Source organism: Clostridium sp. HMP27 (genome assembly GCF_000765165.1).
Taxonomy (GTDB): Bacteria; Bacillota; Clostridia; order Clostridiales; family Clostridiaceae; genus Clostridium_AK.
The window spans coordinates 231,070-256,172 of sequence record NZ_JMFY01000018.1 but is presented as its reverse complement, the minus strand read 5'-3'; the positions used below and the strand labels follow the sequence as shown (position 1 = coordinate 256,172).

The 25,103-nt window shown below is 30.2% G+C and carries 28 protein-coding genes; 14 read left to right on the top strand and 14 right to left on the bottom strand.

What is annotated here, in order from left to right:
• Positions 1-78 precede the first annotated feature (78 nt).
• Positions 79-1,422 carry a branched-chain amino acid transport system II carrier protein gene (gene brnQ, locus DP68_RS10360; RefSeq protein WP_035309169.1) on the top strand — a complete coding sequence of 448 codons (1,344 nt, stop codon included), beginning with the start codon at positions 79-81 and terminating at the stop codon, positions 1,420-1,422.
• Positions 1,423-1,952: 530 nt separating this feature from the next.
• On the opposite strand, the gene DP68_RS10355 is transcribed toward brnQ, so the two are convergent.
• The 3 genes from DP68_RS10355 to DP68_RS19590 all read right to left on the bottom strand — a co-directional run bounded on the left by DP68_RS10355 (position 1,953) and on the right by DP68_RS19590 (position 3,792).
• Positions 1,953-2,402, bottom strand: a complete 450-nt coding sequence (locus tag DP68_RS10355) for a DUF523 domain-containing protein (protein ID WP_035309166.1) — start codon at positions 2,400-2,402, stop codon at positions 1,953-1,955.
• 59 nt (positions 2,403-2,461) lie between these two features.
• Positions 2,462-3,517, bottom strand: a complete 1,056-nt coding sequence (locus DP68_RS10350; RefSeq protein ID WP_035309164.1) for a sensor domain-containing diguanylate cyclase — start codon at positions 3,515-3,517, stop codon at positions 2,462-2,464.
• Between the two features lie 113 nt (positions 3,518-3,630).
• Positions 3,631-3,792, bottom strand: a complete 162-nt coding sequence (locus tag DP68_RS19590) for a diacylglycerol kinase family protein (RefSeq protein WP_291548540.1) — start codon at positions 3,790-3,792, stop codon at positions 3,631-3,633.
• A 180-nt stretch (positions 3,793-3,972) separates the two neighbouring features.
• Between DP68_RS19590 and DP68_RS10345 the strand changes: the two genes are divergently transcribed.
• Positions 3,973-4,926, top strand: coding sequence for an RsmB/NOP family class I SAM-dependent RNA methyltransferase (locus tag DP68_RS10345; protein ID WP_035309161.1), 954 nt, complete (start codon positions 3,973-3,975; stop codon positions 4,924-4,926).
• On the opposite strand, the gene DP68_RS10340 is transcribed toward DP68_RS10345, so the two are convergent.
• Positions 4,927-5,850 (bottom strand): ribonuclease Z, encoded by a 924-nt coding sequence (locus DP68_RS10340; RefSeq protein ID WP_035309159.1) that lies wholly within the window; start codon positions 5,848-5,850, stop codon positions 4,927-4,929.
• Between the two features lie 171 nt (positions 5,851-6,021).
• On the opposite strand from DP68_RS10340, the gene DP68_RS10335 reads away from it, so the two are divergent.
• From DP68_RS10335 to DP68_RS10320, 4 genes are all read left to right on the top strand, one after another.
• A complete protein-coding gene (locus DP68_RS10335) occupies positions 6,022-7,413 on the top strand; it encodes an MATE family efflux transporter (protein ID WP_035309157.1) in 1,392 nt (463 codons plus the stop codon).
• A 124-nt stretch (positions 7,414-7,537) separates the two neighbouring features.
• Positions 7,538-7,762 (top strand): hypothetical protein, encoded by a 225-nt coding sequence (locus DP68_RS10330; RefSeq protein ID WP_035309156.1) that lies wholly within the window; start codon positions 7,538-7,540, stop codon positions 7,760-7,762.
• Positions 7,763-7,951: 189 nt separating this feature from the next.
• A complete protein-coding gene (locus tag DP68_RS10325) occupies positions 7,952-8,815 on the top strand; it encodes an MBL fold metallo-hydrolase (protein WP_035309154.1) in 864 nt (287 codons plus the stop codon).
• A 201-nt stretch (positions 8,816-9,016) separates the two neighbouring features.
• Positions 9,017-9,583, top strand: coding sequence for an NUDIX hydrolase (locus DP68_RS10320; RefSeq protein WP_035309152.1), 567 nt, complete (start codon positions 9,017-9,019; stop codon positions 9,581-9,583).
• 104 nt (positions 9,584-9,687) lie between these two features.
• On the opposite strand, the gene DP68_RS10315 is transcribed toward DP68_RS10320, so the two are convergent.
• The 3 genes from DP68_RS10315 to DP68_RS10305 all read right to left on the bottom strand — a co-directional run bounded on the left by DP68_RS10315 (position 9,688) and on the right by DP68_RS10305 (position 12,190).
• A complete protein-coding gene (locus DP68_RS10315; RefSeq protein ID WP_052085748.1) occupies positions 9,688-10,674 on the bottom strand; it encodes a GIY-YIG nuclease family protein in 987 nt (328 codons plus the stop codon).
• A 176-nt stretch (positions 10,675-10,850) separates the two neighbouring features.
• The gene (locus tag DP68_RS19585) at positions 10,851-11,417 is read right to left on the bottom strand and encodes a hypothetical protein (RefSeq protein WP_052085747.1); all 567 of its coding nucleotides are present in this window, start codon (positions 11,415-11,417) and stop codon (positions 10,851-10,853) included.
• A gap of 149 nt (positions 11,418-11,566) precedes the next feature.
• Positions 11,567-12,190 carry a hypothetical protein gene (locus DP68_RS10305; protein ID WP_291548536.1) on the bottom strand — a complete coding sequence of 208 codons (624 nt, stop codon included), beginning with the start codon at positions 12,188-12,190 and terminating at the stop codon, positions 11,567-11,569.
• Between the two features lie 175 nt (positions 12,191-12,365).
• Here DP68_RS10305 and DP68_RS10300 point away from each other — a divergent pair, with 175 nt between their 5' ends.
• The 6 genes from DP68_RS10300 (at position 12,366) to DP68_RS10275 (ending at position 15,459) form a co-directional block, all read left to right on the top strand.
• Positions 12,366-12,689 (top strand): hypothetical protein, encoded by a 324-nt coding sequence (locus tag DP68_RS10300; RefSeq protein WP_035309150.1) that lies wholly within the window; start codon positions 12,366-12,368, stop codon positions 12,687-12,689.
• A gap of 22 nt (positions 12,690-12,711) precedes the next feature.
• Positions 12,712-13,095, top strand: coding sequence for a 4-fold beta flower protein (locus tag DP68_RS10295; protein ID WP_035309149.1), 384 nt, complete (start codon positions 12,712-12,714; stop codon positions 13,093-13,095).
• A 20-nt stretch (positions 13,096-13,115) separates the two neighbouring features.
• Positions 13,116-13,574: a hypothetical protein gene (locus DP68_RS10290; protein ID WP_035309146.1), complete on the top strand. Its 459-nt coding sequence runs from the start codon at positions 13,116-13,118 to the stop codon at positions 13,572-13,574.
• Between the two features lie 62 nt (positions 13,575-13,636).
• Positions 13,637-13,831 carry a DUF4250 domain-containing protein gene (locus DP68_RS10285; RefSeq protein ID WP_035309144.1) on the top strand — a complete coding sequence of 65 codons (195 nt, stop codon included), beginning with the start codon at positions 13,637-13,639 and terminating at the stop codon, positions 13,829-13,831.
• Positions 13,832-13,969: 138 nt separating this feature from the next.
• Positions 13,970-14,683: a superoxide dismutase gene (locus DP68_RS10280; RefSeq protein ID WP_052085746.1), complete on the top strand. Its 714-nt coding sequence runs from the start codon at positions 13,970-13,972 to the stop codon at positions 14,681-14,683.
• 236 nt (positions 14,684-14,919) lie between these two features.
• Positions 14,920-15,459 (top strand): hypothetical protein, encoded by a 540-nt coding sequence (locus DP68_RS10275; RefSeq protein WP_291548531.1) that lies wholly within the window; start codon positions 14,920-14,922, stop codon positions 15,457-15,459.
• A gap of 115 nt (positions 15,460-15,574) precedes the next feature.
• Here DP68_RS10275 and DP68_RS10270 read toward each other — a convergent pair whose 3' ends face one another.
• From DP68_RS10270 to DP68_RS10245, 6 genes are all read right to left on the bottom strand, one after another.
• Positions 15,575-16,261 (bottom strand): ABC-2 transporter permease, encoded by a 687-nt coding sequence (locus tag DP68_RS10270; protein WP_035309142.1) that lies wholly within the window; start codon positions 16,259-16,261, stop codon positions 15,575-15,577.
• 13 nt (positions 16,262-16,274) lie between these two features.
• On the bottom strand, positions 16,275-16,925 hold the full coding sequence (locus DP68_RS10265; RefSeq protein WP_035309139.1) for an ABC-2 transporter permease: 651 nt from the start codon (positions 16,923-16,925) through the stop codon (positions 16,275-16,277).
• A gap of 11 nt (positions 16,926-16,936) precedes the next feature.
• Positions 16,937-17,797, bottom strand: coding sequence for an ABC transporter ATP-binding protein (locus DP68_RS10260; protein ID WP_035309136.1), 861 nt, complete (start codon positions 17,795-17,797; stop codon positions 16,937-16,939).
• 21 nt (positions 17,798-17,818) lie between these two features.
• Positions 17,819-18,205 carry a GntR family transcriptional regulator gene (locus tag DP68_RS10255; protein WP_035309134.1) on the bottom strand — a complete coding sequence of 129 codons (387 nt, stop codon included), beginning with the start codon at positions 18,203-18,205 and terminating at the stop codon, positions 17,819-17,821.
• A gap of 234 nt (positions 18,206-18,439) precedes the next feature.
• Positions 18,440-19,648 (bottom strand): threonine ammonia-lyase, encoded by a 1,209-nt coding sequence (ilvA, locus tag DP68_RS10250; protein WP_035309132.1) that lies wholly within the window; start codon positions 19,646-19,648, stop codon positions 18,440-18,442.
• Between the two features lie 29 nt (positions 19,649-19,677).
• Positions 19,678-20,883 (bottom strand): dicarboxylate/amino acid:cation symporter, encoded by a 1,206-nt coding sequence (locus DP68_RS10245; RefSeq protein WP_035309130.1) that lies wholly within the window; start codon positions 20,881-20,883, stop codon positions 19,678-19,680.
• Between the two features lie 498 nt (positions 20,884-21,381).
• Between DP68_RS10245 and ptsP the strand changes: the two genes are divergently transcribed.
• Positions 21,382-23,100: a phosphoenolpyruvate--protein phosphotransferase gene (ptsP, locus tag DP68_RS10240; RefSeq protein ID WP_081957168.1), complete on the top strand. Its 1,719-nt coding sequence runs from the start codon at positions 21,382-21,384 to the stop codon at positions 23,098-23,100.
• 39 nt (positions 23,101-23,139) lie between these two features.
• Positions 23,140-24,045 (top strand): tetratricopeptide repeat protein, encoded by a 906-nt coding sequence (locus tag DP68_RS10235; RefSeq protein ID WP_035309126.1) that lies wholly within the window; start codon positions 23,140-23,142, stop codon positions 24,043-24,045.
• Positions 24,046-24,417: 372 nt separating this feature from the next.
• Here the strand turns inward: DP68_RS10235 and DP68_RS10230 are convergent, their stop codons facing one another.
• Positions 24,418-24,789, bottom strand: a complete 372-nt coding sequence (locus tag DP68_RS10230; protein WP_035309124.1) for a hypothetical protein — start codon at positions 24,787-24,789, stop codon at positions 24,418-24,420.
• Positions 24,790-25,103 lie beyond the last annotated feature (314 nt).

Here is a 25,103-nt window from a genome sequence, read left to right as displayed (position 1 = left end):
GGGGATGATTATGGAAAGTGATATTGATATTATAATCTGTAATCATAAATTAAAAAATATAAATCGGGGGTTTTTAAAATGGAAAAAATGGATAGAAAGAATTTATTATTTGTAAGTTTAATGATATTTTCAATGTTTTTTGGAGCAGGTAATTTAATATTTCCACCACAATTAGGACAATTATCAGGAACAAATATGCTGGTATCAATGGGAGGGTTTTTAATTTCAGCAGTAGGACTACCAATACTTGCAATTGCTGTAGTTGCTAAAGCAGGTGGGCTTCATATACTAGCAAGTCGTGTGCATCCGACTTTTGCACTTACATTTACTCTTTTAATTTACTTATCAATAGGACCTTTTTTAGGAATACCTAGAGCAGCAAGTTTAGCTTTCGAAATGGGGATTTCACCATTTTTATCAAGTACATTAACTACTAGTAAATTGCCATTATTTATATATACTTTAGTTTACTTTGGAATAGCCTTTTGGTTATGTATGTCACCATCAAAGCTTGTAGATAGGTTTGGAAAAATTTTAACACCTACATTATTAGTTTTAATAACAAGTATATTTGTGTTCGGTTTATTTAAGCCTATAGGAACATTTTCAGCACCAAGTGGTGACTATGCTGGGTTTCCTTTACTTAAGGGATTTTTAGATGGATATATGACAATGGATGCTATAGCAGCACTTAACTTTGGTATAGTAATTTCTATTGCTCTTCAGCAAATGGGGGTAACACAAGAAAGAGCTATTGTATCAAATACAATAAAAGCAGGGGCTATAGCAGGTCTGTTTTTAACAATAATATATGGAATGCTTGCCTATTTAGGAGCTGCTTCACAGACAAGATTTGGAGCAACTGAAAATGGAGCTCAAACACTTACAAATGTAGTATTTTACTTATTTGGACAAAATGGATCAGTTATATTAGGACTTATATTTTCACTTGCTTGCTTAACAACATCTGTGGGACTTTTAACATCTTGCAGCCAATATTTTACAAAATTAATGCCAAAGGTTTCATATAAAACATGGGTTACAATACTAGCAGTATCCAGTATGATGTTTGCAAATGTAGGGCTTACACAAATACTTAAATTTTCAGTCCCAGCATTAACAGCAATATATCCAATGGCAATTGTTCTTATGATACTTGCATTTGCTAATGATTTCTTCAAGGGAAATACTTATGTGTATTTATTTACTATGATATTTACTTCTGTTGTTAGCATTTTAGATGCATTAGGACAATTTGGATTAAAGTTTGATGTGCTTAACATCCTACCTCTTTATTCTAAGGGACTTGGTTGGATAGTTCCAGCATTAGTTGGCGCTTTAGTAGGATTTGTTTTTGGAGGATTTAGCAATAAGAATGCTGAAGAAAAGACTACTTTAGAATCTAATAAGGTAGGAGCATAATTTATGAATAAAGCCGTTTTAAAGCTTATTCAATGTCTTCTACGATGAAAATTCTATACTCCCAGAGTATTAAAAAGTTCTTCATGTGAACTACTGAAGGAAGAAATTCAGCTAAATGAATTTCTAATAACTGAACTTCTAAGATATTTTAGAAATTAGCGCATGAAGATCTTTTAGGACGGCAGTCCTTAATGTTACAAGAACTTACACTAAATAAACAAAAAACTTACAAGTTAAAGATGAGGTAGTGCAATAAAAGATTTCTGATTTTAAGGCGCCGTATAGAGTCTTCTACTGTTTGAGCTGTAGGCGAGTTTAGAAGGCTTAGGCGCCTTAAAAGGAAGAAATATTAGAGTTTTTTTGTGTAGCGAACGGTTGCATAATTTATACAAATCTATGATTTTGTTATAAATTAGCGCATCTCAGTGTGCTGAGATGTTTCATTAATTATGCAAATCCCATGCAATAGGTTCAATATTAAAAACGTGGCAATATCCTTTAATTGTCAATAAGGTTATGTAATGCAGTTATCACTTCTCAAATAGTCCAGCTTCTAAATCATTTTCTGTATACACTTCAAATCCGCTTTTAATTAAAAGCTCTGTGGTAAAACCATTTCCTTTTATTAATTTGCCTGAAAATGTACCATCATATATAGAACCACAGCCACAGGAAGGACTTTTAGATTTTAATATTGCCTTTTTAATACCTATAGCTTTTGCAACTGCTAAAGTCTTTTCTGCACCAGTCATAAATTCTTTAGTTAAATCTTCTCCATCTTTATTAACTATTTTTTTATTACCATTTTTGCCTACAATAATTTCACAAGGCACTCTTGGAGTGGATAATCCTGCTAACTGTTCTGGACATACTGCTATAGCTTTACCTTCTTTAACTAAGTTTAATATATCTTTATTTTCATTGTTATCCCCATCATATCTGCAATTAACTCCAGCTAAACATGAACTTACTAAATACATTTTGTAACATCTCCTTTTATAATTTTGTATAGAATCATTAACTAGATACTAAAATGATGTTATGCATCTATAACTTTATTTTTTCCTGTATTTTTAGCTAAGTATAATCTATCATCGGCTTTGTCTAGAAGATCTCTGACAGTTTGTCCGTCGTTAGGATAATAACTAATTCCAAAACTACAAGTAATTTTTATTAATTTACTATTTAGCTTGATTACATTTTCAGTAATCTCATTACGAATATCTTCTATTTGATTATATATATTTGATATGTCTTCTTTATGAACACAAGCTATAAATTCTTCTCCACCGTAGCGTGCTAAAATATTGCCTTTTAAAGACTTTTTTAATAAGTTAGAAGTTTTAATTAATACTTCATCTCCAAAAGAGTGACCATGGGTATCGTTTACTTTTTTAAAATTATCTATGTCAATTATTACGGTAGCAAAGGGCTCCTGAGATTTCTTTAGCTTTTCATTTAAAGTATCAAAAAAGTATTTTCTATTATAAATATTAAGCAATGGATCTTTATTTGAGGATTCTAAAAGCTTGTTATATAAGGAAGCGTTTTCTAAAGCAATTCCAATTTGATTTGCGATAGACGTAATGAAAGATATAAGTTCTCCTGTAAAAAAGTCACGATATGTGTGTCCAACTATAATGTATCCTATAAAATTATTATTAAAGAAAATTGGAATTCCAACAATGGAACGAATAATTTTACTTTCATAATTTTTATATGATAAGGGCCACTTACAATTTAAAAGAAAAAATTTCTCCTTTGATAATTGAGGATAAAATAATAATTTTTCCGGTGACTGATTTGTATTCATATTAGTAGATCTAATGATAAACTCATTATTTTCTTTAGTAAGAATTGTGGAATAAGCTACTCCAAGTATTCCTATCATCATGTCATTAATCATTTGTATTAAGTTTTTGTTATATATATTAGAATTAATGTATTTACTAATTTCCACCATATTAACTAAGCAATCTAGCTTTTTTTCTAGCAATATATTTTTACTGCTTAAGTTTTGTATAACGTTTTCGGCAAGATTTTGATAAGTTTCATAGTCATGCTTTAAATTTTCATAAGACTCATTAGTATTCATATTCTACACCTCTTATGAATTAATAAATACGAAGTTTATTTTTTTGTAGATACTTCAAAGTTTATATTGGTATTTTTAAATATTTCATCATCTATATTTATCTTCATATTCTTTTAAACAGTGCTTGTTGCAATTTCAGTAGCATATATAGGATATTCGGTGGGCTCAATAATATAATTTATATTTTCCTGAATACATATTTTAGATATAACAGGAATTAATTTTTTAGCGTACCCTTTACCAGAAGTAGGGTTTACTATAAATACATGTTTCATTGTTCGCCCTAAATGACAAATATTTACTTTACAACTAAGTAAAAGTAGTTTTAACCCAATTATACCATTTAAATGGTATATAAAAAAGGTATTTTGATACATGCCAGCTTTTATGTATAAAAAATAAAGCACATTAATAAAATGTAATATTACACACCACAAAATATGGGGGTGCTTTACATGGAAATAAAAAATGCTGCTTATAAACTTTCGAAAGAGTTTTTAGAAACTCTCTATAATATTTATTCTCCTGTCACGGTAGATTCCATATTAAAAAGTTTTATAGATGGGCGAAAAACTACCTTAAGGGTAAATAAGTTAAAAACAACTATCAACGATGTTCAAAGACAGCTTCGGAGTAATGGCATAGGTTTTTCAAATAGTAGTTTTTTAAAAGAAGCTTTTATATTAAATAAAGCACGAGAGTCTCAAATTACAAAACTTAATTGCTACAAGGAGGGAAGTATATATATTCAAAATCTTTCAAGTATGCTTCCGCCAATGCTTTTGGACTTAGAAAAGGGACAAACTATATTAGATATGTGTGCAGCTCCAGGTGGTAAAACTACTGAAATTGCAGCAATTATAGATAATCAAGGAGAAATTACAGCAAATGAAATAAATATTATAAGACGAGAAAGACTTAAATATAATGTGCAAAAGCAAGGAGCAAGCTGTATAGAAGTAATAGGTATGGATGGTAAAGTACTCGGAGATACATTTCAAGAAAAATTTGATAGAGTTCTTTTAGATGCACCTTGTTCAGGAGAGGGGACAATTGAGCTTAAAAGACGTGAAAGCTATAAAGGATGGAGTACTAAATTTATACGTGAAAATTCAAAGCTTCAAAAAAAGCTTTTAGAAAGTGGAATTAAGGCATTAAAAAAGGGAGGGATACTTATTTATTCCACGTGTACCATTTCACCAGAGGAGAATGAAGAAATAGTTGATTATGCCCTAAATAAATATCCAAATTTGAGAGTTATGAATCTAAGCATAAATGTAAAAAATTCCATACAAGGGCTAAATGTATATAAGGATAAAAAATATAATGATAATATTAAAAAGGCACTTAGGGTAATACCAAATGAAGAGATGGAAGGCTTTTTTGTATGCAAATTAAAAAAGAAATAGCTAATCTTCAAATTTTAATGTTACAGTCTTTCTATCTTCTCCAATAGAGGTGTTTTTAAATATATTTTTGGCATTATCTAAAAAGTTTTCGGGCTCTATAAGTGATGGGCTAAAGTGGGTAAGCCAAAGCTCTTTTACTTCTGCATCTTTGGATAAGGCAGCTGCTTCTGAAAAAAGCATATGGTTATTTTCCTCTGCCTTTGAAAGCTTATCATCTTCACCATACATTCCTTCACATATAAATAAATCTGAATTTTTTACAAAGGGTATAATAGAAGGTACAGGACGACTATCTGTTAGATAACTTATCTTTATGCCCTTTCTACTTTCACCAAGTACCATATCTGGTGTATATATTTTTCCTTCAAATTTTATATCTTCTCCTCTTTGTAAAGTATTCCAAAGCTTCAGTGGAACATTATTTTGGGTAGCTTTTTCTTTGTTAAATTTATTTTTTCTATTTACAGTTATGCTGTACCCTAAACATGGAGAAGTATGCTGAAGGGGAAGAGCGTAAATATCTAAATCTCCTAATTCAAATAACTTATCTTCATAATAACTTTCATCAAAGGGAAGTTCTACAAGGTCAAGAGAATATGGTAAATAAGGAGATACTACAGTAAGACCATCTATGACTTTAGATAAACCTTCAGGGCCAATTATAGTCAAAGGAGTTTCTCTACCTGAATTTCCAATGGTAAGCAACAGTCCAGGAAGCCCTATAACATGATCTGCATGGAAATGAGTTAAACATATAACATCTATATCTTTAAATCCCCATCCTAAAAGCTTCATAGAAACTTGGGTGCCTTCGCCACAATCTATAAGTACTTTATGACCTTTATATGATAAGAGTAATGAAGAAAGATATCTATAAGGGGTGGGCATACTGCCGCCGCAGCCTAATAAACATACATCAAGCATTTATAATCACCTCTAAAAATATTATAAAGGATATTTTATATAATTATACATAGTTGCAAGGAATAAAGTCATTAAAGTTTTATTAAAATAACTTAGAACACATCTTCTATATTGTATTTATAAGTGATATAATTGTACAGGCTTAATTTTCGGGAATCGAGAGGTAATGTTGTGGAGAATAAATTGAATTTAACAGAAGGTAATATTTTAAACATACTTATGAAGCTATCACTGCCAATTATGGGGACGTCATTTATTCAAATGTCTTGTAATCTTATTAATATGTTGTATTTGGGAAGACTCAGCAGTAGCTCTGTAGCAGCAGTTGGAACAGCAGGTTTCTTTACATGGCTTGCAACAGGTATAATATTTGTACCTAGAGCTGGGGCAGAAATTGGTGTATCTCAATCCATGGGAAGAAAAAAGATACAAGATGCAAAGAAATATGTACAAAATACACTACAGCTTGATATAATTTTAGGAATCACATACGCCTTAGCACTTATAATATTTAGAAAGCAGCTTATAGGATTTTTTAATTTAGGAGATAAAAACATAATCCATATGGCAGAAACCTATCTTACAGTTATTTCTTTAGGTATGAGCTTTTATTTTATAAATCCTGTATTTACAGGAATATTTAATGGATATGGAGATAGTAAAACTCCTTTTAAAATAAATACCGTAGGACTTTTAATAAATATAGTTGTAGACCCATTTATAATATTTGGTATAGGGCCTTTTCCAGCCCTTGGAGTAGTAGGAGCAGCTATAGGTACAGTGATGGGGCAATTTGTAGTAACAATCATATTTTTATATAATATATTTAAGAAAACGGACTTATTCAATGAGGTAAACATTTTTGATAAACCTGATTTGAAATTTTTCAAAAAGATATTCCATTTTGGGCTACCTATAGCATTACAAAATGTTCTGTTTACCGTATTTGCTATGTTCATTGCAAGAATAGTAGCTTCCTTTGGGGACACTGCAATTGCAGTGCAAAAGGTGGGTTCTCAAATCGAAGCATTGTCTTGGATGACTGCAGAGGGATTTGCAACAGCCATGGGTGCTTTTATAGGGCAAAATTTTGGAGCAAAGAAATGGGATAGAATAAACAAGGGATATACTACAGCTATGATTGGAATAAGTGCTGTAGGTATAGCTACTTCATTACTTTTAATACTAGGGGGAAGGGCACTATTTGCAGTATTCATACCTGAAGCAGATGTTATTCCATACGGAGCAGATTATTTAAGGATTTTAGGATTTTCTCAGCTTCTAATGTGTTATGAAATAACTACAGCTGGGGCATTCAATGGATTAGGAAAAACCATTCCGCCAGCTGTAGTGGGAATAGTATTTACAGCCCTTAGAATACCTGGCGCAATATGGCTTTCGAAGCCAAATATGTTAGGACTTAATGGAGTGTGGTGGAGTATAAGCATAAGCAGTGTACTAAAGGGAGTGGTACTCACTTCTTATTTCCTGTATATACTTTCAAAGCAAAATAAAACTATAAAAGAAAAAGAACGAATACTACAGAAGCAAGTGGAATTTTAAGCTCCACTTGTATTTTTGTAATCATCACTTGCAAGGATTCGTATTATATTTTCAAAATATGTTATAAAATAATGTCATTTGATAAATCATAATTCTATAAATAAAATAGGAGAGTGGTTATCATATGGATGGAAAAATAATAATTGACAAATTAATAGATACACTGGAGGCAAAGGGTGAAATAAGTTTCAATGATGGAGCAAAGGAGTTATTTATTCAAACCGTGGACGACAAAGAGGGTTATTCTTATGTAAGCAGTACAAATCAGGAATTTATAAGCAGCAGAGATGCCGTGGAATGGGCAGTTGAAGAATTGAATGGTATTGATAATATAATGACTTGGGAATGAATCTGAATTATTTAATTGTTTATTAACTAGGGTATTTTACTCTAGTTTTATTTTTAATATGTATCTTTGAAATATATTAAATCAGCAGTTTTGAATATTGTTACAGAAGATGATAATATAGTTATATCATTTAGAAATTAATTTTTAAATTATATTATAGTAAGATATTTTTTGGAGGGTGGTTAGTTAATGGACAACATAATAAATGTAACAGGTGGAGAAGGTAGCAGTACCGCATTTTTGATAATTGGAGAAGATAAAACAGCATTAATTGATTGTGGAATGGCCTATTGTGCCTCTAATCTTATTAAAAATATTCAGCAGGTGCTTGATAATGGAAGAAAATTAGATTATATACTTCTCAGTCATTCTCATTACGATCATATTGGATCTGTTCCTTACTTAAGAGGGGCATGGCCTGATGTTAAAGTTATGGCAGCAGAATACGCAAAAAATGTTTTAACTAAGGAAAGTGCTTTAAAAACCATTAGAGAACTTGGCAATGGAGCGGCTGTACTTTATGGAGAAGGTCAATTGTTAAATTATGACGATAATTTAATGAAAGTAGACGAAAAGATCTCAGAAGGTGATTTGCTGGATTTAGGCGGTACAATCATTACTGTACTAGAAACCCCTGGACATACTAAATGTTCATTATCATTTTTAGTTAATAATGAGGTTATCTTTCCAAGTGAAACATCTGGGGTTATGGGTAAGTCAGGAAAAAATTACCCCTCATTTATAATCAGCTATGACCAAACAATAGACTCTATTAAAAAATGCCAGGAAGCAAATGCAAAGTATATTGTATCTCCTCATTTGGGATTTGTAAGTGAAGATGAAGTTCCTACATATTGGGAAAAGTGTATGGAAGCTGCAAATAGGGCCAAAAATTTTGTGCTTGAATTATTTCAAGAAGGATTTGATGAAGATACAATTTTTGAAGAGTTTAAAAAGAATTTTCAGGATGAAGAGGGTAGATCTCTTCAGCCAGAGCGTGCTTTTGAGATAAATAACCGAGCTATGATAAAATCAATAATTAATAATAAGTAAAAAAGTAAAACGGTAGTACAATTAGTGCTACCGCTAATTTTTTTGTTTATTAAGATAATATTCACTTGAAAGAATAAAAAATAAATCTATATTCCATAGATTATAAAGAATTATATAATAAATTTAAAAGTAAAGTATAATAGAAAGTAGGAAATAAAACCACAATAATATTTTATTAAAGAAAGTGAGGCATACATTAAAGTGAATTGGATTGAATCAATAAAAAAATATGTTCCTATCACTGCTCAAGAAGAAAAGGACAAAGAAATAACTATAAAATGTATAGGGATGTTTGATGATATTTTAACAAGACACAATGAGTTAGTACATATGACAAGCTCTGCATTTGTAGTAAATAAAAATAGAGATAAAACCTTAATGATACATCATAATATATTTAATTCTTGGTCATGGACAGGAGGACACACAGACGGAGAGGAAGATTTATTGCTTGTTGCAATTAAAGAGCTTAAGGAAGAGGCAGGAGTAAAAAAAATTTGTCCTGTTAGCGGGGATATTGTATCATTAGATATTATACATGTACCAGGACATATAAAAAGTGGAAAGTATGTATCACCACATTTACATATATCAATTGCTTATTTAGTTGAGGCTGATGAGAACGAACCTCTTGTTATTAAACCTGATGAAAATAGCGGCGTTAAATGGATACCTATAGAAGAAATAGATACATACTCAAATGAACCGCATATGAAGAAAATATACTACAAAATAATATCTAAAACTCAAGCGTTATATAAGCCGTGAGCTTAAAAAATAGAAAAAAATGACTAAGCTTAAAGCGGTAATAGTATGTAAAAAAGTATGCTAAAATTACTAAATTAGCATACTTTTTAAATGGATCATTAAAACTAAAATACAACCTTATCTTCTCTATTTAAGTAACATTGAACTATTTCTGCTTCATCTAATTCTTCCTTAAGAATATAGTCCTTAACATCCAAGTCATCACAAGATAGAGTTCTCCATTTGTTCTCTATATAGTACTTAATTATATCGAATCCTAAACTTACAATTTCTTTATGTATCACCTTATAACCTATTATAAAGAATAGCTTGTATCCATTTTCAAGCTCCTCAATAAGTACCTTTCTTTGATGCTTTAAAGTGTTTATAATGAAAGAAGTTTCTCTTAAAATAGCATTTAATACTTTTAAGTTGTCTCTAAATTTTATGGCCTTATCAAAATCTAAATCTAAGGATGCCGCCTCCATGTTTTTTTCTATGATTTTTAAGATAGATTCATCTTTACTATATAAAAAGTTTATAGCTTTAAATAGTTCTTTTTCATATATATCTTTAGATATATTTTTTCTACAAGGAGCCAAGCATTTGCCTAAATGGAAATTCAAACACCCTTCAAAAGATTTAGTGAATGTTTTATCTTTGCAGGAACGTATTAGAATATTATCATTTATAGCATTAACTGCATCTAAAGCAGTATAATAATTTGTATATGGACCAAAGTAAAGAGAATCATCCTCTATGTTAAGACATACGTCTAATTTGGGGAATTTTTCTCTAGTAATTTTTATATAGCCATATTTTTCATAGTTTTTAAGCAGCCTATTATAATGAGGCTTATACTTTTTTATTAATTTATTTTCTAAAAGCAACGCTTCAAATTCAGTATCACATAATATGAATTCAAAATCTCTTATGTTCTTAACTAATTTTTCAACCTTGTTAGAAGGTTTTTTACCATTATAAAAATATTGTTTCACCCTATTTTTTAGGTTTTTAGATTTTCCTACATATATTATTATATCAGAGGAATCTTTCATAATATACACACCAGGATGATGAGGGAGTGCATTTGCCTTTTCTATTAAATTCATATAATCACCGAAAATATTATATCATAGGGAGAATTGTGAAGCAATTTCCTTTAGGTATCAGGAGGTAGGTGCAAGGAAAGGATAATTTTAATATTAAAAAGTGCATGAAATTTTCATACTAGATGAAAATCTCATGCGATCAGCTCAATATTAAAAATGTCGTAATTTTTCTATTACTAGCATCTAAAGCTTCTTATGTCTCTTAAATCCATTCCAAAGCGGAACCATCTTCTGCCATCCCATCTCCAGCCAGCTATGGAACTGCGACCTACATAAGTTATCCACATCCAGAAGCTACTTCCTCGTCTAGGCCAAATATATGCAAATTTAAATCTGCACATTCTTATAGAACCAGAATCTACAAAGGTTTGAGCACCTCCAGTTGCTGAAAATGGTTCTGCAGGTGTACTAGATGGAGGTGGTCCACTTGGAGGTCTATCCATTTGCCTAGTTCCTCCATATCCAGGAGGTGGCATTTGCCTATAAAGCTGCCTATAGAATGGGCACATTGCTGGGCACATGAATGAATTATCATTTAGATCATATGTTTCGTCAAATTCATTAATATCATCAGTATCATCGAAGCCCCTAAAAGTATCATCATCTTTAAAATCATCTAAGTCTTCAAATGCAGTGAATTCTTCAAATTCATCATCTTCATCAAATTCATTTCGAGTATCAAAATCTTCTGGGAATTCACTTTCATCTGCTCTATAGAAATCTTTGAAATCGTTAATATACATAAATTATTCTCCTTTTTATGATTAACAATAATATAGTATGAGGGTTATATGAAAAGTGTTAACTGAAAACTTCATTATTTAAAATAAAACTAAAAAATATCAATAATTTAAAGCGTACATCAAAAAGTTATTAGGAATATATATTATAATTAATAGCATCTAAAGCTTTCTATTCTTCTTAAGTCCATGCCAAAGTAAAACCATGTAAATCCATTCCAGCGCCAGCCAGCTATAGATCTTCTTCCTACAAAGGTTAACCACATCCAAAAACCTCTGCCGCGTCTAGGCCAAATATACACAAATCTAAACCTGCATCCTCGTATAGAACCTGGATCTACTGCATAAAGTTGAGGGCCGCCTGCAGATAGTTGCTGTTGTGGGGCTATAGATGGAGGAGGGCCGCTTGGAGGCCTATTGCCTTGTCCAGGCCCACCTGGCCTACCTGGTCTACCTGGTCCACCTGGTCCACCAGGACCATCAGGTCCAGATGTGGGAGGGAAGAATGGAAATTGTCTATAAAAAGGACAAACCCCTTGACATGTAAATTTGCTATCATCAAGATCATTAATTTCGTCAAACTCATTAATATCATCGGTATCATCAAAATCTCTAAGGATATTGTCGTTTCTAAAATCATCTAACTCCTCAAATTCAGTGAATTCTTCAAATTCATCGAAAGTATCGTCTTCATCGAAATTATCCCTACTGTCAAATTCTTCAGGGAATTCACCTTCATCTGCCCTATAGAAATCTTCAAAATCATCAATATACATGATTTACTCTCCTTATTTAAGATTACCAATAATATAGTATGAAGATTGCAGAGAAAGTGTTAATTAAAACTGATATTTCTATAAAAGAATAATAAAAATATTATTAGTAAGATGTGCACTAAAAATCTATTAAGAATATTATATTATAGTAAGTATTTTAAGAGTTGGAGAATATATGTTATTTTTAGCAGGGAGAAATTTATTAAGGAATAGTTTGCTTGTACAACTATATAAGGACTTCTTTACCTATGGATATGAATTTTGCATAAGCATAGACTATAATGTTCAAGAATGTAATAGGATAGAAATAATAGCAGCACTTTATTATCTGTTTGAGAGAAGGTGGATTTTTTTTAATATTGAGAAGGATAAAACCGTATCAGCTTACATACGAGGATCGGGCATAGATGTAGTAGAAGATTTACTTTCTGAAGGTGGAGAATTATTTTTATCTCAATTATATGGAGATCTTTTGGAACGAGTAGGTGAGCCAAATTGATGAAATGTAGGAGGAGAACTTAATGGAACCTTATGAGCCTTTGTATGATAGATACAGAAACTTAGTTGCATGGGTTGTAAATAATCAATATATATTTGATGTAAACTTAAGATGGGTAGCTTACATAGCTAATGGATATGTATGGAATGTAGATGAACAGTGGATAGGAGCTATAAATAATTTAACACTTTTTGATAGACAAGGAAGAGTAGTGGCTTGGAATCCAAGATTTCCAATAAGTTCTTTAGGTGGAGGAAGCTATTTTAAGGAAGAACCATTATTTCAACCAAGACCTCTTGCACCAGATAAACCTCTTATTGCAGAGGAACCTTTAAGGCCTGGAAGACCGCCTAGACCACCTTCAGGATGGTCCCCTCTAACCTTTTATAAGTGGCTTAGGGGGTAATAAATAGAAGGGGGATTTAAATGATTCCTGCTCAAAATGAACTTTTAAGGCTTAATATACTATTTCAACTTTATAATGATTTGTTTAAAGTAGAAAATTACGGAGATATTCAAAGACAATTTTATAAAATTATAGGGTGTAATAAATCTCAAATACTTGCAGCTATTTATTATTTAGATTCAAGGGGATCTATAGATGCTAGAAGCACTAGAGACAAAGATGTAATTCAAATGTACATAAGAGCAAGAGGAATTGATGAAATTGAAGATAGGATAAGCAAAGGCATACTTTTTGTTTCATCTAATCAAATTATACCAATAATACTTATAAAATGGCCTGAAGAAGATAAGAATTATAATAATGACGATAATAAAAGTGGTAATAATAGTAAGGATAGTAAAAAAGATAAAAGTGATAAAAAAGGAAAGGATGACAAGAAAGACAACAATGATAAAAAGGATAAAGATGATAAAAAATAAATAATGAATAATAAGTTTATTATTAGATATATGATACAAAGGATGTAAGGAGAGATAGTATTATGGATTTAGACAAAGATAAGCTTTTAAATATGGATTCGTATATATTATTTAGTGTTATAAATATGAAGCTTAGAGATGAATTTTTAAATTTAGATGATTTGTGCAAGACTTATGATATTAAAGAAAATGAGATAAAAGATAAACTTGAAAAAGTTGGATTTCACTATAATGAAGCTACTAATCAATTCATATAATTCATGGTAAGAAATTTTAACATTAGAAGTAAAATTAGGGTTAAAACTCTAGTTTTATTTTATTTAAAATCTTAATCATTCAACAAAAGAAACCTACTTGCATATAATATATAGGTAAAAAATTTTAAGGAGATTGCTATGGTAATAGCGGAAAAATTTGATTTTTCAACAGTAAAGGGGATAAGTCAAAAGCAGCTTGAAGAACACTATAAATTATATGAAGGATACGTAAATAAGTTAAATGAAATATGGAACATAACAAAAGATGCGGATGAATTTGAAGATCCAAATACTACTTATAGTTCTATGAGAAGCTTAAAGCTAGGAGAAACTTATGCATTAGATGGAGTAAAACTTCATGAACTTTATTTTGAAAATATAACAGGTATAGATAAGGGAAGACCTTCAGCAGAAATGTTACAACTTATAAAGAGAGATTTTATAAGTTATGATAACTTTTTAAGTTATTTAAAAAAAGTTGGCCAAAGCATGAGAGGATGGGCAATAGTTACCATAGATCACTTGGATGGAAAACTTCATATAATAGGATCAGATGCTCATGATGTAGGTGCTGTGTGGAAAAGCCACCCAGTACTTGTACTTGATGTATATGAACATGCATATTTTTATGATTTTACAACTGGAAGGGGCAAATATATAGACGTATTCCTTCAAAACATAAATTGGAATGTAGTAAATAAAAGACTTGAGGAATATAAAATACATTATGGAATTAAAGGCGTTAAAAGTGGCAAAGGTGTGATGGAAACAGAAATGAAAAAGGACAAATCTTATGCTAGATACTGCCCTAATTGGATTTTTGATGAAGAAACCATGCAAATAATAGAATAAAAAATTTTGAATTAGGATTAATGTGCTAAGAGTTAATAAATGTAACTTTGATTTGTAATGTTACATCTTCTCTAGCACTTTCCTATTTTTATCGTAAAACATAGCAAAGTTGTTTTTATTTTAATAGGAGTTTATATAGAGAGACATTCAGCTCATGTAAAATATTGACATAAAAATTTTAATAAAATATACTTAAGGTGATATTAGCGGAGTTATGAAAGGAAGTTAGCATGTTTATGAAAAAATCAAGTGCATGTGTAATTATTATTTTAATTTTAATATTGGGAATTTGTAGTTTTATTTTAATTCGAGAGCAAAGTAGCATAAATCAATATGCTCAATGTATGTTAAATGGTACTCAGGCACAGGGAACTATTGGATTTTTAGATTTAGGCACTAGTGATAAAGTGTTAATAAAAAACATAGGACAACCTGAATTGAAATCTGAAGAAGTTATATGGATATCAGACGGATTAGAACATCAAACATGGAAATATGAGGATAAAGGTATTGAAGTAGGTATGATAAGAAATAAAGAGGAACAACAAGTATGGAGTATAAAAATAACAAGTCCATGTAATTATAAAACAAGAGAAGATATTGAGATAGGAAGTACTAGAAGAGAAGTACTTAATAAATATAAAGATAGAATAAATGAAGAGCATAGCTTTGGAAATCAAGATATAGTAGTTCTAGGATCGATTTATAATGGAACAATATTTCACTTTGAAAGAGATAAAGTTGATTCAATATTCATAGGTGCTGGGGCAGAGTAATGAATATCACAATCTAAAAAATTAGATGATATATTTTAAATAAAAATTATAAAAAACCTTGGAAATCCAAAGTTCTTTATAATATAAATCATAATTTTAAGATTTGTAATAGCTATTAATCCAAATCCCTAGCAGTATATAATTTTATTGACAACATACAGGATAATGTAACAAGGCAAATGGCCATTATAGATAATGAGGTAAGATAAAGTTTATAATTAACTTTTATATTATTTAACATATTTTGTACCGCTGATAGAGGTACTTTTTTTATTGTTTTACTAATTATAGTAGGAAATATTACTATTGAACACCATATGAGTACTCTATATACTCCAAACATTTTTTTCCCTATTTTAAAGTATAAGGGGTAGTACATTGAGAAAGTTACTCCAATAAATATAAAGGATAATAATATTCCAGCAATGTTTAAGGATTTTAAATTGGGAGATACAAATTTTAAGATATTTGAAAACATCAATATTGAAATAAGGTAAATCATTAGATAAATGAATAAAGATATATATTTTGATATAATTATTGTGCTCCTATTTATAGGTAAACTATTCAATATAATGTGAGACTTATTTTTTTCATCATATGCATCTGAATATAGTACTGAAAGACATACCATGTAAACTGCCATAAGAGTATAACAACCGTTGAATACCAATATACTAAACTCCGCAGGTATATCTTTACTAGCAGAACCAAGGGAAAATATCATGAATATATAAAAAGTTATACCAATAATACAAATTTTCTTTTGAAGCTTTAAGTCTTTGATAATTAAATTAATCATAAATACACCTACTTTAAAAATCCTTATTAGCATATATTTTAAAAGAAAAATACATGGATAAAATATAAATGCAAGCTAAAATTATAATACTTATAATAGTAAGAGTTGTACCATTATTATTTATAATAAAATTTAATATGTTTTTAATAAGTATCTCATCTTTATTTTGCATAATAAAATTACTAATGCTAAAAAACATAAAGAAAATTATAAAATTAAAAAGCTTGCCTAGTTTAGTTCCAAATTTCAAAAATAAAGGAATCATTATACTGCTTAATATAATCAAGGTTGATGTTATTGTCTTTATATCTGCAAAGGAAATATACCTAATTGAAAGGTCTGAAATACCTAGGAAATTAAATATTAGTGCCATTAAAGTTAAAAATATAAGGGAGAATGCAGTAAAGAAAAATATTGCTAGGTATTTAGAAACCACTACATTTTTACGGGTTAAGGGTAAACTATTTATTAATATATGTCCCTTATAAGTTTCATCATATGCTAAAGCTCCAATGGTTAACATATATCCTATTGTGACTCCAAGAATATATATAGATCCACGAGAATTAACTTGACTATTTAGTGCAAATATAATTATAAATACACATAAAAGTGGGAGCATTTTTTTCTGAATTAATATATCTTTTTTTATAAGATTAATCATAATATTCCACCTCATATTACTTTTTTTACTGTATGAACCATAATGTCTTCTAAAGAAGGTCTTTCTATAATAACATTGTTTTTAAATAAACTTCGTATTTTTGTAGTATTATCTGTGAGGGCTTCAAAACCAAAGGAATTTTCGCTAATATTTAAAAATTCTTTTTTTGTATCCCAATCTAAAAGCTCTTTACTGCCTTTAACAATGGCATACTTATCAAGGATAATATCCTTTGGCATAGAAAACACTATTTCTCCTTTGTTTATAAAGGTTATATAATCTGCAACTTTTTCTAAATCTGTGGTTATATGAGTGGAAAAAAATATGCCCTTATTTTCATCCTGAATTAAACTGTACAAAATATCTAATATTTCTCTTCGAAAAATAGGATCAAGTCCAGAGGTTGGCTCATCCATTATTATAAGCTCTGCACCATGAGATAGGGCAACGGCTAGTGAAAATTTAATTTTCATCCCTTTGGACAGTTCTTTTATTTTTTTCTTAGGATTTAAATCAAATTGTTTAATATAATTTTGAAAGCTTTTTTCATCCCAATTTATATAAAAGGGAGAAATTATTTTTTTCATTTCATTTATTGTAAGTTCTTCATAATAATAATTTTCATCATATACAAATCCTATTTTTTGTTTTATATCCTTTTCATGAGCTATATTATCTAATCCAAATATTTTAATTTCTCCTGTGTTCTTTTTTATAAGATTCATAATTAGTTTTATAGTTGTACTTTTCCCAGCACCATTAGGGCCTATAAAACCCATAATATAGCCTCTTTCTAAAGAGAAACTTATATTCTTTAATGTAAAATCATTATATTCCTTTCGTAGGTTATTAACTTCTAAAATATTATTCATAAAATTAGCCTCCTAAATTTATTAATCAATTTGATATGTTTCATTGTATAAGATACTAAGTATGTCGATTAACTCTTCTAAAGATAAGCTTATAAGCCTGCTTTCCTTAACTGCTTCACCTAGCTTTTCTTCAATTAATCTAAGCCTTTTTTCTTTTAAAAGTTCCTTATTCTGACTAGCTACAAATGAGCCCTTACCCTGCATGGTAACAATATAGCCTTCATTTTCAAGTTCTTCATATGCTCTTTTTGTAGTAATTACACTTATCCTAAGTTCTTGAGCTAAGTTTCTTATGGAGGGAAGGGGATCTCCTTCATTTAACTCACCAATAAATATAAGCTTTTTTATTTGTTTTACTATTTGTTCATAAATTGGTTCTCCTGAAGTATTAGAAATTATTATATTCATGTAGCATACTCCTTTAAAAGCGTATAGTGTGTATATACTGTATATATATTATATTAACAGTATATACACACTATACACAGTTGTCAACCTAATAAATAAAATTTCTTAAAAATAGAATTCAAAAATGGATTTAAAAGGCTAAAAGGGAAATATGAAGATAACATAATAATTTGAACCTTTTAAGACATAAAAAAATTCCCCTTGTATAATTAGGGGAAAGAAGATTGGGTTTTACTATATTAATTTATAGCCATTTTTCTTAATATTATCTAAAATTTTATCAGAATGACTATCTGATTCAGTTGCTATTACAAGCTTTACATTAGCATAGTCAAGTCCGGCTTCATCCCAATTTTGTTCTTGACGTACTTTTATGATATTTCCGCCAAGTTTGCTTATAAGTGTTATAAGTGAACCAAGCTGACCAACTTTATCTACAAGTTGAACATCGAAGGAAATTCTTCTTCTAAGTCTAGTGAGTTCTCTTTCTATTATCTTAGAGGCCATAGCTATATCAATATTTCCGCCGCTTATTATTGAAACAACATTTTTTCCAGCATCCCTAATTTTTCCAGCAAGAAGTGCAGCAAGAGGTGTTGCACCTGCTCCTTCAGCAATAAGCTTTGACCTATCCATCAATGAGAACATAGCAAGTGCAATCTCATCTTCTGTAACTGTTACAACTTCATCGACATATTTTTTAATGTATTCAAAAGTTTTGTCACCAGGGGTCATGACTGATATGCCATCTGCAAGTGATTTTGCTCCTGGAACTGTAGTAACTTTTCCAGCTTCAAGTGAAGCCTTTGTAGAAGCTATTATTTCAGCTTGAACTCCAATTATTTTAATTGATGGTTTAAGAGCCTTTGCAGCTACAGCTATGCCAGATATAAGTCCGCCTCCTCCAATTGGAGCAATGATTGTATCAACTTCCGGAAGTTCTTCAAATATCTCAAGTGCTATAGTTCCTTGTCCGGCCATAACTTCATCATCATTAAATGGATGGAGAAATGTAGCTCCACTAGATTTTTGCATTTCAATAGCCTTATTATAGCAATCATCATAAACCTCTCCGAACTGAACAACTTCAGCTCCATATCCTTTAGTTGCATTAACCTTAGCCATTGGTGCAGTTATTGGCATAAATATAGTTGATTTCACCCCAAATGCAGTTGCAGCATAGGCAACGCCTTGTGCGTGATTTCCAGCAGATGATGCAATAACTCCACATTTTTTTTCATCTTCAGTTAAGCAGCATACCTTGTTATATGCACCTCTTAACTTAAATGAGCCAGTTTTTTGTTTGTCTTCGCATTTTAAGTATATATTATATCCAGTGATATTGGAAAAGGTACTAGAGTAGAAAAGGGGCGTTTTTCTTGCAACTCCTTTAATATTTTCTTGTGCCTTTTTAACCATGTCAAGATTTAATTTAAGTTGCATTATAGATTTCCTCCCTTGGGCAATTTATATTATTTTGAGAAACTTGAATCGTTAGGTAGTTTTATATCTTTACTATAAATCTTATCAACTAAAATAGCTATAGCATTATCTCCTGATACATTACAAGCTGTTCCGAAACTATCCTGTGTAATGTAAAGCGCAATCATAAGACCAAGTTGTGCTTCTGTAAATCCAAGCATTGATTGAAGTATTCCAAGTGCTGCCATAACAGCTCCTCCAGGAACCCCAGGTGCTGCAACCATTGTAACGCCAAGCATCATTATGAATCCAAGCATTTGTGGAAGCGTAAATGTAACATTATTAAGTAGCATAACTGCTATAGAACAGCAAGTTAAGGTTATCGTACTTCCTGATAGATGAATAGTTGCACATAATGGAACAACAAATTCTCTAATTGCTTTTGAGACTCCATTATTTTCAGCACATTTTAAATTAACTGGTATAGTAGCTGCTGAGGATTGAGTTCCAATGGCTGTCAAATATCCAGGGATTTGATTTTTTAAGCATGCAAATACATTTTTCTTTCCAATGGTGCATGAGATTGTAAATTGAAATAAGATTATTATCAAGTGTAATGTAATAACTACTAAAAATACTTTCCAAAATACCGAAAGAACCCTGGAAACTTCTCCAGCGTGTGTCATGTTAGCAAATATACCACCAACGTGAATAGGAAGCAGTGGAATGATTATGCCTGAGATAACTTTTTCGATTATTTTTTGAAATTCAAACGACATCTTATATAAAGTATCTCCAAGTTTTTCGTTTTTAATTGCAGCAATTCCAAGTCCTAAGATGAATGCTAGTATAAGTGCTGCCATAACGCCCATTACTGGTGGCATATCTATTTTAAAAAGTGGAGCAAGTAATTTTTCTTCTGGATTAACTGCATTTTCTAAAGTTTTAGATGAGTGAATAAAGCTTGGGAATAGTGAAGTTGCCGTAAGGTATGCGATAAATCCTGCTATTAAAGTTGAGCCATAAGCTAAAGCAGTAGTAATTCCAAGAAGTTTTCCAGCTCCGGCACCAAGATCAGCAATACCTGCCACAACGAATCCGAGGATGATTAGAGGTATTACAAATCCAAGAAAGTTACCAAAGATGGAGTTAAATGTTGCTAGTATGCTTACTATTATTGTTGGAGCATAAGCACCGATAAGTATGCCAAGTACAATGGCAATGATTAGTTTTGGAATAAGACCTACTTTTTTCATTGATTTAATCTCCTTTTAATATAATTATATTTTGCTGGATTTCATAAATCCAAATGGCAAACAATATAATAACTTGCAGAATTGTAAAAGGATTGAATGATTGCAACATTAGTTGGAATTTTCAAATAATTATATATATATTAGTTTTCTTATCCTATACATATATAATATCATCATTACAATTTATGGAAAAACCCCATGAAGTTCAAATTTCAAGTAAAATAAGAGCAAATAATGGTAAAATTCAATATTATCTCTCTATTGCGTACAAATAGAGTTGACGTACTCTGTACAAATACAAATGTCGTTGATAATGAAGGATAAGACATCATAGTATTCTTGATAAAAACTTTTTGTGACGAATTATAGATAAAGTAAGTATTTGAAAGATTCACTGAAGTATGTATATAATAAAATTATTAAAAAATTAATTTGGCAAATTTATATGAAATAAAATTAATAAAAGATTAGTTAAAAACCTAATTTAGGGGGGATATCTTGTTTAGGGGAATAAGTGCGTCACCAGGTATTGCAATTGGAAGAGCGTTGTTATTGAAGGAGAATAAATATAAAATATTTAAAAAAATAGTAAGTGATAGCATAACAGAAAAACAAAGGTTAGAGAATGCTGTAACAAAGGCAAAAGAAGAGCTGAAAATAATTATTACAAATGCAGAAAAAAAGCTTGGCAAAGAAAAGGTGAAAATATTTGAAGCACATTTACTTATGCTTGATGATCCTGAATTTATAGGAGTTATAATATCTAAAATTTTATATGAAAATGTAAATGCTGAGTATGCAGTAAAGGTTACTTCAGAAGATATAGCTGCTATATTTGAAACTTTAGATGATAGCTATATGAAAGAAAGAGCTGCTGATGTAAGAGATGTAAGCATCAGACTTATAAATATACTAATGGAAATTAAAACAATTTCCATTAGTAATATACAGGATAAGTGTATTTTAATAGCTCATGACCTTACTCCATCAGATACAGCTCAAATAGATAAAGAAAATGTACTAGGATTTATCACGGAAATTGGAGGAGTTACATCCCATTCAGCAATCATTGCAAGAACTATAGGAGTACCAGCAGTGGTTGGATTAGAAAAAGGTTTACTTAATATAAAAAATAATGATTTGATAATTTTAGATGGAAATGAAGGATTGATAATAATAAATCCAGATGAAGGTATACTGAAAGATTATAAAGATAAGATAAGGTATCAACAAATTTTTAGGGAAGAGCTTATTAAATATAAAAATATTGATACGAAAACAATGGATGGAATAAAAGTAGAGGTATCTTGTAATATAGGTTCTATAGAAGACTTAAATGCAGCACTAGAAAATGGGGCTGAAGGCATAGGGCTTTTTAGAACAGAGTTTTTATATATGTCTAAAGATAAGCTGCCAACTGAAGATGAGCAGTTTAATGCATATAAAGAAGTATTAGAAAATATGAATAAAAAATCTGTAATAATAAGAACGTTGGACATAGGAGGGGATAAAAATCTTTCATATTTAAAGATTGATAATGAATTAAATCCTTTCCTTGGATATAGAGCTATAAGATTATGTTTAGGTACAAAAGATATATTTAAAGTTCAACTTAGGGCACTGCTTAAAGCATCGAACTATGGAAATTTAAAAATAATGTTTCCTATGATATGTAATGTTGAGGAGATAACGGAAGCAAAAAAGCTTTTAGAAGAGTGCAAAGAAGAACTGAAAAGAGAAAATATAGAATATGATGATAAGGTACAAGTAGGAATAATGATAGAAGTGCCTTCAGCAGCAATAATTTCTGATATTTTAGCTGAAGAAGTAGATTTTTTAAGTATAGGAACTAATGACTTGATGCAGTATACATTAGCTGTAGATAGAATGAATGAAAAGGTATCATATTTATATGACTTTTATAATCCAGCAGTCTTGAGGCTTATTAATATTATAGTAAGAAATGCAAATCAAAAGGGAAAATATGTTGGCATGTGCGGTGAAATGGCCGGAAAAAAAGAGCTTATCCCGCTTCTTTTAGGAATGGGCCTAAGAGAGTTCAGCATGAATGCATCTTCGATACTAGAAATTAGAAAAGAAATAAATGATTTAAAGTTTGAAAAATGCAGGGGATTAGCTAACAAATTAGATGACTTAAGAACATCGAAAGAAGTAAGAGAGCTTTTAAATGGTGTACCAGAACTTAGAGAAGAGTAGTTAACAGGTGCCAGATAAAATGTACTAGGAGTTGAGAAAATGATTAACGATTATAAGTATAGAAGTTATAAAAACATAGCATCTATGTTTGAAGAAAATGGGGAAACCCTAAAATCTATAAGTTTTTATGAAAAAGCTTATAATGAGTCTTTTGGGAAAAAGGATGTAGAACTTTTGATAAAGCTGGCACTTTTATATGATGAAGTAGATGAATTAGACAAATCAGAAAATATGTATAATCAAGTAATAATTTTAAATCCTGAAGAGGCAAGAGCATATTATGGTCTTGGAACAGTTAAGGATAATATGGGTGATTTAGCAGAAGCTATAAATTTATATAAAAAGGCCATTGAGATAGATAATGATTATGAGAAGGCCTACTTTTTTATGGCAAATGCCTATGATGAGCTTGGAGAAAAGGAAGTAGCAATAGAAAATTATCTTAAAGCTATAGAGATACAACCGATGGATTTTTGGGCACATGTAAATTTAGCATCCATATATGAAGAACTTAATAATAATGAAGAAGCGCTAGAGGAAATAGAGACGGCTTTAATCATAAATGGTAATAATTATTTAGCATTATTTAATGCAGGAGTTATAAATAAAAAGCTTGGAAATATTCCAAAAGCTAAGGAGTATTACCAAAAATCTATAGAGTCCGAATCATTTTATGGATATAGTTATTTGAACTTAGCACTTTTATATAAAATGGAAAAGGAATATGAAGAAGCTATAGAAATATTAAGTAATGGCATTAAATATAATCCAGAAGAATGCTCATTATATTACAATAGAGCATGTATTCTTTGTAATGTTGGAAGATTAGAAGAAGCAGCAGAAGACATGAGAAAGGGAATTAAGCTATATCCTAAATTTATAGAATATGTGAAAAGAGACAAGGAACTTAGAACAATTAAAAAATTCTTTTTTGCCAATGATTAATACTAAATAGTTAACATTGTAGTGCTGAAATTCAGCTTGCTGAATTTCTTCCTATAGTAGGCTGTAATGATATTTTTAATGTTGAATATATAGTATGGAATTTGCATCGTAGAAATCATTGAGTGAGCTTTAGAACGGATTTATTTATAAATGTAAAATACCGTTAAGAACCTTTTATTGTTTGAGCGTTAGCGAGTTTAGAATGTTTAGGTATTTCACATTTATAAATATTAGCCGTTGTTGCATGATTTATAGAAATCTATGATTTCGTTATAAATCAGCACATCTCAGTTTGCTGAGATGTTACCATAATTCAATGACTTTTCTAGATGGAAATTCCATACTAAAATTTCAATATTATCTTGAAATTAATTACTTTTTAGGAAGTAATGCTGCAGCTAAACGAACTATATATCGTATAGAATCCTCAGGCAGTGGGTTTGTTAAATTTAATGCAGCAAGGGATTCTTTTGAAAGTTCCATAGCTGTATCTTCTTTCATAGCATTATCTTCATCTTTATAATTAACCTCTACATATTCAACAGCTTTTCCTACAGCACGAATTATCTTTTTTACATTTTCAGGAGTAGCTTCATCTTGTGATAGGGTAGAGAGTATAAAGGATGCTATGCCAAAGTAGTCATCTTTGATACCTATTCCTTTGTCTTTTAATATATATACCAGGTAAGCTATTCCAACTACAAGAAATACTATAAGAACATATTGAAGAACGATACTTGACATAAATTTCGCCTCCTTTCCTTACTAGGAAATAATTAAGTTCCCTAGTATTTTTATATGCAAATTTTAAGTAATTGTGAAAATAGAAGGAGGGTCCTAAGTAATAAATTTTATTTGTTGTAAAAAATAGTGCTAAAGTTTATCAATTAGCATTTTGCATCATCAATTCTAGTTACCATTTTTAAATAAAGTATAAAAACTCAAATAAAACTTAAAATATTAATTATTAGATACTAACTACAAAGTTGGGGTGAGATTATGAAAATATTGGCATCAGAAGAAGTTTTAAATGCACTTAAATTAGATCTAGAAAAATC

Coding starts and splice junctions, on each gene's coding strand:
- DP68_RS10290 (WP_035309146.1), top strand. CDS start 13,116: ATGATTCCTGCTCAAAATGAACTTTTAAGGCTTAATATACTATTTCAA.
- DP68_RS19590 (WP_291548540.1), bottom strand. CDS start 3,792: ATGAAACATGTATTTATAGTAAACCCTACTTCTGGTAAAGGGTACGCT.
- DP68_RS10255 (WP_035309134.1), bottom strand. CDS start 18,205: ATGAATATAATAATTTCTAATACTTCAGGAGAACCAATTTATGAACAA.
- DP68_RS10325 (WP_035309154.1), top strand. CDS start 7,952: ATGGACAACATAATAAATGTAACAGGTGGAGAAGGTAGCAGTACCGCA.
- DP68_RS10330 (WP_035309156.1), top strand. CDS start 7,538: ATGGATGGAAAAATAATAATTGACAAATTAATAGATACACTGGAGGCA.
- DP68_RS10260 (WP_035309136.1), bottom strand. CDS start 17,797: ATGAATAATATTTTAGAAGTTAATAACCTACGAAAGGAATATAATGAT.
- DP68_RS10340 (WP_035309159.1), bottom strand. CDS start 5,850: ATGCTTGATGTATGTTTATTAGGCTGCGGCGGCAGTATGCCCACCCCT.
- brnQ (WP_035309169.1), top strand. CDS start 79: ATGGAAAAAATGGATAGAAAGAATTTATTATTTGTAAGTTTAATGATA.
- DP68_RS10345 (WP_035309161.1), top strand. CDS start 3,973: ATGGAAATAAAAAATGCTGCTTATAAACTTTCGAAAGAGTTTTTAGAA.
- DP68_RS10315 (WP_052085748.1), bottom strand. CDS start 10,674: ATGAATTTAATAGAAAAGGCAAATGCACTCCCTCATCATCCTGGTGTG.
- DP68_RS10275 (WP_291548531.1), top strand. CDS start 14,920: ATGAAAAAATCAAGTGCATGTGTAATTATTATTTTAATTTTAATATTG.
- DP68_RS10350 (WP_035309164.1), bottom strand. CDS start 3,517: ATGAATACTAATGAGTCTTATGAAAATTTAAAGCATGACTATGAAACT.
- DP68_RS10235 (WP_035309126.1), top strand. CDS start 23,140: ATGATTAACGATTATAAGTATAGAAGTTATAAAAACATAGCATCTATG.
- ilvA (WP_035309132.1), bottom strand. CDS start 19,648: ATGCAACTTAAATTAAATCTTGACATGGTTAAAAAGGCACAAGAAAAT.
- DP68_RS10285 (WP_035309144.1), top strand. CDS start 13,637: ATGGATTTAGACAAAGATAAGCTTTTAAATATGGATTCGTATATATTA.
- DP68_RS10265 (WP_035309139.1), bottom strand. CDS start 16,925: ATGATTAATCTTATAAAAAAAGATATATTAATTCAGAAAAAAATGCTC.
- DP68_RS10270 (WP_035309142.1), bottom strand. CDS start 16,261: ATGATTAATTTAATTATCAAAGACTTAAAGCTTCAAAAGAAAATTTGT.
- DP68_RS10305 (WP_291548536.1), bottom strand. CDS start 12,190: ATGTATATTGATGATTTTGAAGATTTCTATAGGGCAGATGAAGGTGAA.
- DP68_RS19585 (WP_052085747.1), bottom strand. CDS start 11,417: ATGTATATTAACGATTTCAAAGATTTCTATAGAGCAGATGAAAGTGAA.
- DP68_RS10355 (WP_035309166.1), bottom strand. CDS start 2,402: ATGTATTTAGTAAGTTCATGTTTAGCTGGAGTTAATTGCAGATATGAT.
- DP68_RS10295 (WP_035309149.1), top strand. CDS start 12,712: ATGGAACCTTATGAGCCTTTGTATGATAGATACAGAAACTTAGTTGCA.
- DP68_RS10280 (WP_052085746.1), top strand. CDS start 13,970: ATGGTAATAGCGGAAAAATTTGATTTTTCAACAGTAAAGGGGATAAGT.
- DP68_RS10230 (WP_035309124.1), bottom strand. CDS start 24,789: ATGTCAAGTATCGTTCTTCAATATGTTCTTATAGTATTTCTTGTAGTT.
- DP68_RS10300 (WP_035309150.1), top strand. CDS start 12,366: ATGTTATTTTTAGCAGGGAGAAATTTATTAAGGAATAGTTTGCTTGTA.
- DP68_RS10245 (WP_035309130.1), bottom strand. CDS start 20,883: ATGAAAAAAGTAGGTCTTATTCCAAAACTAATCATTGCCATTGTACTT.